Below are 7,882 nucleotides of genomic sequence, written 5' to 3' on the forward strand. Positions count from 1 at the left end.
GGGCGACAGCCTCGCGGCTCTCGACGGGTTGGCCACCGCGAAAGACGGGTCGGGACGAGAGATTGCCGTCGCTGTCGGTGAAGGGCTCGTAGAGCTGCACCGGGAAGGAGTGGGCGAGGTAATCAAGCACATATTCGCGCGGCGTGATGTCCACGCGGACATCGTTCCACTCCTCAGGTGGGATCTCGGCCAGCCGCCGCTCCATCAGCGCCTCGCCGGTCGACACGATCTGGATGACGGCGGCATGGCCATCGGCCAGGTCCCGCTCGATGGAGTGGAGCAAGGTCGGCGTCTTCATGCTCGTGATCAGATGGCCAAAAAAACGCTGCTTGGCCGACTCAAAGGCCGAGCGCGCGGCCGACTTGGCCTGGCGGTTCAGCGTGCCTGTCTCACCGGTGATGTTGGCGGCCTGCATCGCTGCATCGAGGTGATTGTGGATGACGCTGAAGGCGCCGGCGTAGGCGTCGTAGATGCGCCGCTGCTCATCGGTGAGCTGATGCTCGACCAGTTCATACTCAACACCGTCATAGGAGAGCGACCGGGCGGTGTAGAGACCGAGCGCCTTGAGATCACGCGCCAGTACCTCCATGGCCGCGACGCCGCCATCCTCGATCGCCGCCGCGAACTCCGCGCGTGTGGCGAACGGAAAATCCTCGCCGCCCCAGAGGCCGAGCCGTTGGGCATAGGCGAGATTGTGGACGGTGGTCGCGCCGGTTGCCGAGACATAGACGATTCGGGCGTTGGGGAGCGCATGCTGCAGGCGCAAGCCTGCGCGACCCTGCTGCGAAGGCGCGACATCGCCTCGCTCTCCCTTGCCGCCACCAGCGTTCTGCATGGCATGACTCTCGTCGAAAATGATGACGCCGTCGAAATCAGACCTCAACCATTCAACAATTTGCCGGACGCGGGAAAGCTTCTCGCCGCGATCGTCGGACCGCAGCGTAGCGTAGGTTAAAAATAGGACACCCTCGGCCAAACGGATCGGACGTCCTTGAGGGAAGCGCGAGAGCGGTGTGACGAGAAGACGCTCCATACCGAGCGACGACCAGTCGCGCTGAGCGTCCTCGATCAGCTTGTCGGACTTGCTGATCCAGACCGCACGGCGGCGGCCCTTGAGCCAGTTGTCGAGCAGGATCCCGGCGACCTGCCGCCCCTTGCCCGCGCCGGTGCCGTCGCCCAAGAACCAGCCGCGGCGAAAGCGGACAGCATTCTCTGCGTCGTCGCGCGCGGCGGCCACAACATCAAAAGTGTCATCGACCGTCCATGAGCCGGCGATAAATTCGGAATGAGCTTCGCCGGCATAGATGACACTCTCGAGCTGGGCGTCCGACAGGATGCCATCCGCCACGAGACTGGCTGGCAGATGCGGCCGATAGGAAGGTCTTGGTGGCGCGACGGATGCCATTGCAGCCGACTGCACGAGCTTGGTCGGATGCGCGTGCGCACCCGGAATGCGGATCGACTGCAATCCGAATTCCTCATAAAGCGCATCGGTAAGCCGGGCACCTTCCGGCGGCGACCATTCGACTATTTCGTATGCGAGCTCTATGCCCTCTGGCGCGGAGACGCCCGAAGCAGAGGACAGGCGGAGCGCCGAAGCGCACGGGGATCGTGACTTCACGGGATGTCTTGCGACGTCGATCACGACAGGGGCGGCAATAGGCAACCTCGGAGGCACATGCTGGGTCACCCAGTCGAGCAAGGTCGCGACATCGCCAGCCATGCCGAGCGAGGCCGGCAAGACGTTCGGGTCCGCCGCTGGCTGCTTGTCGATGACTAGCAGCCTTGTATCGATCTGCGTTCCGTGCTTCGCGTAAACGGCTCCTCCGACCGCGGCAGAGAATACAACTCGCGCGCGTTCCTGAAGGCGAACGAAGGCATCGCGCCACGCCGGATTGTCCGGCGCGAAGCTTGCGCCGGTGATGGCGACCAGACGCCCACCGTCGCAGAGACGCGCCAAGGCCGAAGCGACGTGCCGGAGCGCCGCGTCCGCCATTCGTCGATCGACGTTCGCCAGAGCCGAGAACGGCGGGTTCATCAGGACGACGCTCGGGATGACGCCTACATCGAGATGATCATCGATCTGGGCGGCTTCGAACCGCGTGATCTCAATGCCGGCGAATAGTTGATCGAGCAACTCAGCGCGAGGTTCGGCCAACTCGTTCAATATCAGGCCGCCGCCGGCGAGTTCGGCGAAAATGGCGAGCAAGCCTGTCCCGGCGGACGGCTCCAGAACTCGGTCGGCCGGTGTAACGGCGGCTGCGGTACATGCGGCCAGTCCCAGTGGGATCGGCGTCGAAAATTGTTGAAGTGCCTGGCTCTCCTCGGAACGCCGCGTATGGGTCGGCAGACAGCTCGCGACTTTCGCGAGCATCGGCAGCATCGCGCCCGTCGAACCGGCCTTGGTCCGCATAGCCGGACCGAACTTGCGAAGGAATAGAACGGTTGCGGCCTCGCAGGCATCATAGGCGGTCTTCCAATTCCAGGCACCGGCCGCGTCCGAGGCGCCGAAGGCAGCCTCCATGGCGCCACGCAGGACCGCGGCATCGATGCGCCGGCCGCGTTCGAGATCGGTCAAGAGCTGTCGCGCTGCCCTGATCGTAGCGGAGGTGATAGTTGCAGCGGCACACATCGAGAGCGGCGCAGCGGCAGCGCCGCCGGCGAGAGGTTCGGTCATGGGGATTTCTTCCGGAGAGCAGGAACGGGTCGAACCGCCCGGCGCTCTCCTCAAGACCACGGCGATTCAAACCCTTCCCGGCCCCACTCTCCCTCTCAGCCGTCTCGCAATAAAAATGGGGACCGGCGCCGTACACCGGTCCCCAAGCAAGTGCCGGACGGCTGGAGCCAGCCGGTCGGCGATGCTACTCAGCCGCATCTAGCTGTTGCGGATCCTCGTCGCCGGCGTTCTCCGGATCCTCCTCGTCAGCGAGGAATTCCGGCAGCGGGCCCGCTTCACCTTCCGGCCCCACCGGAGACAGGCTAGAATCGACGAGACGCAGTGGCTCCGGCAACCAGCCCGAGCCATCAAGGAGACGCTCGGCCTCCTTGGCCATGTCGCCTTTCTTCAGATGGTCGATCAGTTGGGCCGACGACTCGCCCTTGGCTTCCCGCACCGCCTGCAGAATGCGAGGTTTAGTGACTCGCCCAAGATAGTTGTCGACGGTCGGTCTCCAGCCAGCCTGCACCATGTCGAGTCCGGCAGCGCGCGCAAGCACGTCGGCCTGGTCAAGACGCGTGCGGACGCCGTGAGCGGAGACGCGCCCCTGATTGTAGCGATTGGCCGGCTCATAGACGGCGTTGACCGCAAAGGACGCACAGTGGGCGAACAGCGATGCCTGTGCACCCCCATCGAGAGCCGTCAGCGCATCCCAGAGATCGTTCTCGCTCTTCGGCAACCGTGCCTTCCAGGCCTCATGCCGCACCTCGACAGCCTTAGCCGAGACGCTTTCCCGCAGCCCCGGAGCTTGAGCGGGAAAGTTTGGTGTGCGCAGCCCGATCTCAAGGCAGCTCCCGGACGAAGCGAACCGGTAAAAGGCCGTCAGCACGAAGTTATGCAGCACCGCCTGGAATGCGATGGCGGGATTTTCCGCCAGCGCGTCCCGCAATGCCAGCGTTCGGTGGGCCGTGAGCTCGATGATGAGCCGATCCGGCAGCGGCCTTGCCGGGTCTTCATCATCTTCCTCCGGTTCGGTCGGTGCGCCGGCGACCGAGATCGCCGCGCGTTGTACGGGGGCATCAGCCTCCTGCCCATTGGGCGACGAAGCATCGGTGCCCTGTTCAACGTCGCAACCGGCCGCAGGCGCCTCATCCTCAGGCCGAACATAGCCCCGATCGACGGAAAGCCGTCCTTCGGGATCGATGCTGACGAAGACGCCGGCCCGGGCAATCTCGGCCGGATCGTAAGTTTTCGGCCGATCTTCGAGCGCCAGCAGCGCCGCCTCGATCGCGCCGAGACGCTGGTCGATCTCTTCGGGCAGCTCATCCGCATCCTGATATTCGGTTTCGAGCTTCGCCTGCTCGGCGTTGAGAGCTTCGATGGTGGCCTGTTCCTCGGAGGTCAGATCGACAGGCTGGCCTCCCAGTTCGCGCAGGCGCGTCGTGTGACCGTAGGGGAAGTCAACGGCGACGGAGATCCATTTCCACCCCTCCGCGGCGATCGACTCGGCCTCGGCTTTGAGCTTCTCCGTGACAAGACGATCGAGCAAGGTGACATCTTGAAGCCAGCCGCCATCATCGTGCTCGAACAGGTCGCGGAAAATGCCGCCGCCTGCCTGCTGGTAAACATCGAGCCCAATGAACTGCGCGCGGCGATCGGACGCCCGCGCGGTATTTTCGGTCAGCATCCGCCGGATTTGATAAGGTTCATCGTAGCCCGAGCGGCTGACATTCTCCCAGACCTGTTCCTGCCGCGTGTGATCCGCCGTGACCGAGAAAGCCATGAGCTGCTCGAGGGTCATGCCGTCTTCGGCATAGACGTCGTGCAGCTTTGGCGACACGGACGCCAGCCGGAGGCGTTGCTTGACGACAGCCGGCGCCACGAAGTGTCGAGCCGCGATGTCCTCCTCGGACATGCCGGCGCCACTCAAGGTCTGGAAAGCCCGGAACTGATCGAGCGGATGAAGGCCTACCCGCTCGTCGTTCTCCGCGAGCGAATCGTCTTCTGCGATGCCGCCCTCACGCACGACACAAGGAACGGCCTGCACCTTCGCCATGCGCTTTTGCTTGACGAGAAGTTCCAGCGCGCGATAGCGCCGGCCGCCCGCCGGCACCTCGAACATACCGGTCTCATTGCCTTCAGCATCCACAACCGCCCGCACGTTGAGACTTTGCAGAAGCGTCCGCTGGGCTATGCTTTCAGCGAGCTGCTCGATTGAGATGCCCGCTTTCACGCGCCGGACGTTGGATTGGCTGAGCACCAGCTTGTTGAACGGAATGTCCCGCGAGGGCGACAGGATGATCTTTTGAACAGCCTTCGTCATGTCGATTCTCCACGACGGGCGGCCGGGAGCCTCTCTCGACCTCCAACCCGTCGCGAAAGCAGCACCTCCCCTCTCACTCTTGTATCCGACGCGACTGGCGAGATCTTCACGCTGCCTCCTGCTCCTCGCTCTCGGTCGTCACGTCAGCAGCGGACTCTGGCAGAAAGCCAAGGAGATAATCCGCAACCTTGCTGGCCTGTGAGGCAGCTCGCACGATCGCGCGATTGTCCTCGCGCAGCACCTCGAGCCAGGAGCCGATATAGTCGGCATGTCGCACCGTCGGTACGATACCGAGCGACGCGCAACTAAACGCAGCCGATATCTCGGCGATCAACTCTTCAAAAGCATACTTCTTGGTACCGTAACCGCCTGACAAGTCGCGGTTGAGACGTGACGGATGACCGCTGGCATGGGCCAGTTCATGCAAGGCGGTTCGATGCCAGTTGATCGGCTCAAAATAGGCTTGTGGTGGAGGCACCTGCACATAGTCTTCTGCCGGCGCATAGAATGCGCGGTTGCCGCCGACGCGGAAGTTGATGCCGGTCGCCTTGATGAGCTTTTCGACCCGCGGCTCGATCAACCCTGGCGGCGGAGGCGGCGCCGTGGTCGCGATCTCCGAAGGCAGGTCGTCGCATTGATCAGTATTAAAGACCGTGAACCGCTTCAGGAATGGGATGGCCTGCGCTTCGTCGCCCGTTTCGGTCGCGCGCAGCTTTTCCTCAACCGGTACAAATCGATCGGCATAGACAACGGTGGTCCCGCGCTCGCCCTTGCGGACGTGGCCACCGAGCGACAACGCTTGGCGGAATGTAAGCCAGCTTTGACCTGTGAATGCGCGCTCAGTGGCGGCCCCCCAGAGGATCAGAACGTTGATGCCGCTGTATTGACGGCCGGTCGCGGCGCTTTTCGGCATGGCCAAACACGCCATCGCCGCGGCGGTGCCCCAAGGCTGCACCCACGGCACTCGGCCGGCCTCAAGTTCACCGATGATCTTGGTGGTGATGTCGTCATAAAGGCTTGCCCGGTCCTCACCGGTGCGCGCCCGAGGATAGTGTCTGGACATCGCGGGTCTCCGCGACGGGCGCCGCGAGCCTCTCTCGCAGCCTGTGACCCGTCACGGCAAACCCACTCAGCTCTCTTACTCTCAGCCTCATTCGCGGAAACGACGACGCGTGATGCCCCGCCGCTCGCTCGCAAGTGAGGGAATGCGACAATCTTCTGAGCGACCCACCTTACATCCCATTTCTTCATGCGATGTGGCCTTGATTGCCTAGGGCCGCAGGCCCTGATCAGGCGTGCGCCAACGGCGCATCGCCCCACTGAAATGGCACCCGGAGAGCGTGAGCATAGCGACCCGAAGGGGCAGGCGGGTCCGAGTGCAGCGACGAGACCGGTTAACAGCGGCACCCGGGACAGGGGCAGTGATAGCGATCGCCGAAGGCGAGCCCCTTTCCCGAGTGCCCCCGGCGAGGAGCACCGCAGTGTTGCGCGAGGGATCGACGCCGGACGGCCGAGACGCAAGGCGGCTCGGTTGACGAGAGCCCGGTGCGGCGAAGCCGCACGCGCCCAAACCGAAAGCCAGCAAAGCCAAGACAAGGCAATCTGCGACTTCCTCGCGAACTTTGGTCCACGAGATTGGAATCTGAAGCATCAGGAAGCACTTTACAGCTCTTCCACTGCCGTGGCGCCCCCTAGGATGGCACATGCGGACTTCGGTCGGCTGTTCACGTCAAGCGCGTAACCTGAAGCGGTGGTTCGCTGTCGCATGCACGCCAAACCTTGCTCTCTCGTCATTGCGAATCCCAGCCTTGTGTTAGCAGGAGGGAACGAATTACGGACATAAGGATTCGTCGTATCGGGAGCTATCTCAATGCTGATGACGCGTAAGCGAGGGCAAGCAATACGGACGCTTCGCGGATGGGCGATCCAGGTGCTCCAGGAAGCGGGCGCCATCCGCGAGTGCGACGAACACGGTTGGATGCAAGATCGCGCCGATCCGCATGCACGGGAGCGGGCCTTTGATATCGCCCGTCGAGACCCGCCAGCGGGCGTCTCCCCTGATAAAGCGGTGGCCGAGGTTCGCGAGCTGCTGAACTCGATCGGTGATACCTGCCCGGAATGCCCCCCGGCCTAGAAGGCCGTGCCGAGCCTCAACGGCAGCCCGGCCTTCCCATTTCAACGGACTTGCTTCTTCTCCACGCGCTTGCGCGCATTGCCGATTTTTTGACGGCCCTTTTCACGGCTGATGCCGACTTTCTGGTCTTCTTTGCCTCGTACCGCACCTCATAGTTCTCTTCGCCAGCCACTCGCGCCCGATCCTGTTTTCGGCCACGTGCCGTCTTCGTCTTTGGTGTATAACGGCCCTGTTTCAACCTGCCGCCATTTCGCCCTATCCTTTGCCCTCTGATTCGCACGAGCCATTGCAATGTTGTGGACCAACCTCCGAAATCAGGTCCGGCAGACCCCGCTCCCCAAGTGGAAGCCGCTCATCCCGCTCTTCGAGGCGGTCATGAACTCGTTTCAGGCCATCCGGGACGCCAAGCGGCCGAGTAAGGACGGCTTCATCAAGATCACTGTCGAGCGGGACGCCGTGCTTCTGGACGAGGAGTTCGCTCCGGTCCAGGCCTTCACCATCACCGACAACGGCATCGGACTGAATGACGAGAACTTCGACTCGTTCAACACGGCTTTCTCGGACCATAAGCTCACGCGCGGCGGCAAGGGCCTTGGCCGGTTCACTTGGCTCAAGGCCTTTGACAAGGTAGATATCGACAGCACTTTCAAGGAAAAAGGAGAAGACGCCCAGCGGCGCACGTTTACGTTCGACGAAGACTACGAGATGGACACCGAGGGTCTACCTAAGCCCTCGCCCGGTCGCGGCACCGGCTCGACCATCGGGCTGG

At 63.1% G+C, this 7,882-nt stretch carries 5 protein-coding genes and 1 pseudogene; 2 read left to right on the forward strand and 4 right to left on the reverse strand.

Going from position 1 to position 7,882, the window contains the following annotated elements:
• The 3 genes from AOQ71_RS47030 to AOQ71_RS02925 form a co-directional block, all read right to left on the reverse strand.
• On the reverse strand, window positions 1-2,677 hold a 2,677-nt coding region (locus AOQ71_RS47030), incomplete at its 3' end, for a strawberry notch-like NTP hydrolase domain-containing protein (protein WP_430648602.1).
• Window positions 2,678-2,861: 184 nt separating this feature from the next.
• Window positions 2,862-4,979, reverse strand: coding sequence for a ParB/RepB/Spo0J family partition protein (locus AOQ71_RS02920; protein WP_057741457.1), 2,118 nt, complete (start codon window positions 4,977-4,979; stop codon window positions 2,862-2,864).
• A gap of 106 nt (window positions 4,980-5,085) precedes the next feature.
• Window positions 5,086-6,042, reverse strand: coding sequence for an ArdC family protein (locus AOQ71_RS02925; protein ID WP_057741460.1), 957 nt, complete (start codon window positions 6,040-6,042; stop codon window positions 5,086-5,088).
• An 807-nt stretch (window positions 6,043-6,849) separates the two neighbouring features.
• On the opposite strand from AOQ71_RS02925, the gene AOQ71_RS02930 reads away from it, so the two are divergent.
• Entirely contained in the window at window positions 6,850-7,113 is a 264-nt protein-coding gene (locus AOQ71_RS02930; RefSeq protein WP_057741463.1) for a hypothetical protein, read from the forward strand.
• A 41-nt stretch (window positions 7,114-7,154) separates the two neighbouring features.
• Here the strand turns inward: AOQ71_RS02930 and AOQ71_RS42445 are convergent.
• A pseudogene (locus AOQ71_RS42445) lies at window positions 7,155-7,351 on the reverse strand (DUF3606 domain-containing protein).
• A 53-nt stretch (window positions 7,352-7,404) separates the two neighbouring features.
• Between AOQ71_RS42445 and AOQ71_RS02935 the strand changes: the two are divergent.
• A partial coding sequence (locus AOQ71_RS02935) for an ATP-binding protein (protein WP_205668192.1) occupies window positions 7,405-7,882 on the forward strand: 478 nt, incomplete at its 3' end.

Origin of the sequence: Bradyrhizobium manausense, assembly GCF_001440035.1 — a bacterium.
GTDB classification, from domain to species: domain Bacteria; phylum Pseudomonadota; class Alphaproteobacteria; order Rhizobiales; family Xanthobacteraceae; genus Bradyrhizobium; species Bradyrhizobium manausense.